We start from the raw sequence: 302 nt of genomic DNA, 5'->3' as shown, positions 1-302 counted from the left end.
GTCGGCCATACCGACAGCACCGGTTCGCTGGAGCTGAACCAGAACCTGTCGAATCGTCGGGCGCAAAGCGTGGCGTCCTACCTCAGCGCCAATGGCGTTGTAGCGTCGCGCCTCTCGTCCTACGGTGCCGGGCCGAACCAGCCGATCGCCAGCAACGCCAACGAGACGGGGCGGGCGCAGAACCGCCGGGTCGAGATCAACCTGCGTCCCTTGCAGTAAATCTGCACGGTAACCCACGAAAAAGGCCTCCTGCATCAGGAGGCCTTTTTTGTGGCTCTTTCCCCGTTACGTGTTGCAGGAGA

1 protein-coding gene is annotated in these 302 nt (G+C 62.3%); it reads left to right on the top strand.

Going from position 1 to position 302, the window contains the following annotated elements; translation table 11 throughout:
• The coding region (locus B3M58_RS21280; protein ID WP_296222273.1) for an OmpA family protein at positions 1-219 on the top strand (219 nt) is incomplete at its 5' end.
• Between the last annotated feature and the right edge of the window lie 83 nt (positions 220-302).

The sequence above is a fragment of the Pseudomonas sp. UBA2684 genome (assembly GCA_002354655.1).
Classification (GTDB): Bacteria; Pseudomonadota; Gammaproteobacteria; order Pseudomonadales; family Pseudomonadaceae; genus Aquipseudomonas.
Note: the sequence above shows the minus strand (reverse complement) of the source record. Positions and strands in the feature narration are given on the sequence as shown.